2 protein-coding genes and 1 pseudogene are annotated in these 1,853 nt (G+C 37.0%); 2 read left to right on the top strand and 1 reads right to left on the bottom strand.

Going from position 1 to position 1,853, the window contains the following annotated elements; translation table 11 throughout:
- The first annotated feature begins 395 nt into the window (after positions 1-395).
- Both AC1DJR_RS28415 and bshB2 read left to right on the top strand, forming a co-directional pair.
- Positions 396-746, top strand: a complete 351-nt coding sequence (locus tag AC1DJR_RS28415; protein WP_000407039.1) for a YojF family protein — start codon at positions 396-398, stop codon at positions 744-746.
- 15 nt (positions 747-761) lie between these two features.
- Complete coding sequence (gene bshB2, locus AC1DJR_RS28420) at positions 762-1,424, top strand: bacillithiol biosynthesis deacetylase BshB2 (protein WP_000439465.1); 663 nt, start codon at positions 762-764, stop codon at positions 1,422-1,424.
- Positions 1,425-1,493: 69 nt separating this feature from the next.
- Here bshB2 and AC1DJR_RS28425 read toward each other — a convergent pair.
- Positions 1,494-1,853 (bottom strand): annotated as a pseudogene (locus AC1DJR_RS28425) (MerR family transcriptional regulator); the annotation flags it as partial.

Genomic DNA, 1,853 nt, shown 5'->3' on the forward strand with positions numbered 1-1,853 from the left:
TAATAGCAGCACCGAATAGTGCGATGACAGCACGATTCAATTTCTCAGAAATAATAAAACCGTACGTGACTAAAAATACGGCAATTGTAAAATAATATTGCCAATTTGCTACTTCATGTGCTGATTGTTCCAATCATGTCACCTTCTTTAAAGTATGTATTCAATTGTCGAAATGTATCTCGCTGTATTAATACGGGATAAAATATATTGTAGCAAATTCAAAAAAGAAAGAAAACYATTTAACAAAGTGAAGGAAAAAAYRTSAWTTYTACATATSATATAAAAAAWWWAAAAAACACAGTGCAAATTATTAGGAAAAGTGRGCGTTGTCCTCTAATATAGAGATAGCAATTTACATTATTTTTGCGTAAAATGGTTTAAAGAGGTGAATTCCGATGGAAATAGTAAAAGATAGTTCTCTTATTCAAAATGAAATTGAACGTTTTGTAAATAAAGATGTATATATTCATTTAGAAACGACGAATGGAGCGTATGCGTCACACTTTAATGAAAAGATGATGACAGTAGGAGCATTCATTCGAAATGCAATTATTCGCTTTGAGCGCGGGAAAATAACTGGAACAAATCCATACCGAGTTGGTTTGAAAATGGATCATGGCTGGGTATATGCAGAAGGCATTACGCACTGGGAAGTAGACGATAAAGAGCGTTTATTATTAGCAGGGCATGATAATCAAGGCCGCTTAGCAGTTGCGCTTGAGCTAAGCTTAACGCCATTTAAGTAAGAAGGAGGGAAACTTATGGAGAGACATGTACTTGTTGTATTTCCGCATCCAGATGATGAAGCATTTGCTGCGGGAGGCACAATTCGCTTATTAACAGATCAAGGAGTACCTGTAACGTATGCATGCGGTACTCTTGGACAAATGGGACGTAACATGGGGAAAAATGTGTTCGCTAACCGTGAAACGATTCCAAATATCCGTGAAAAAGAATTAAAAGATGCATGTGAAGCGATGGGAATTCAAGATTTAAGAATGCTCGGTTTCCATGATAAAACGTTAGAATTTGAAGATGTTGATTTTGTTGCAGATAAAATCGAAGCGATTATTCAAGAAGTAAATCCATCTCGAATTATTACATTTTATCCAGAACACGGCGTACATCCGGATCATGATGCATTTGGCCGCGCTGTAGTTCGCGCTGTATCACGTATGCCTAAAGAAGAACGTCCAGCCATTCATGCGGTTGCGATTACGAGAAATCGCGAAGCAGTACTCGGTGAACCGGATGTTGTAAATAATATTAGTGAAGTATTTGAACATAAATTAGCTGCACTAGGCGCGCATCGTTCACAAACGGAAGCGATGCTAGAAGAAACGCATGCAAAAATAAAAAACAAAGACGCAGCAACATTAAAATGGCTGCAACTTGAACAGTTTTGGACTTATAAATGGGAGTAGGCTAGAAGGGTACCTTCTAGTAGCTCTTACATAGAAAAAGCGCCGTCACTTGTGATGGCRCTTTTTGTGCTATTGTTTCGTATTAGCCAAATACATGAGCATGTGGAATTTTTCGTCTCTTACATGATAATCGAAATAAGGTCCTGGATCTGTACAGTAACCGATATTTTCACTTTGCGTGATTTGAAATCCGTTGACTGATAAATTTTCTTCTAAGTATTTTGGATGTAAAATATGCTCATGGGAATTTGGATATAAGGCTGAAATATTTTTCAAGGATTTGGCCGAGCTATCATAATACGAGTATCCGCCGACAATTGTTGAACTGTTATGTAAATAGTTTTTTAGAACGTGAATGGGGAATTGCGGATTGAGCAATGAAAAATCCGTTACTGTAAAACTATCCACAAAAACATCGATGCTAAGCGG

Source organism: Bacillus sp. 05T31 (genome assembly GCF_056396725.1).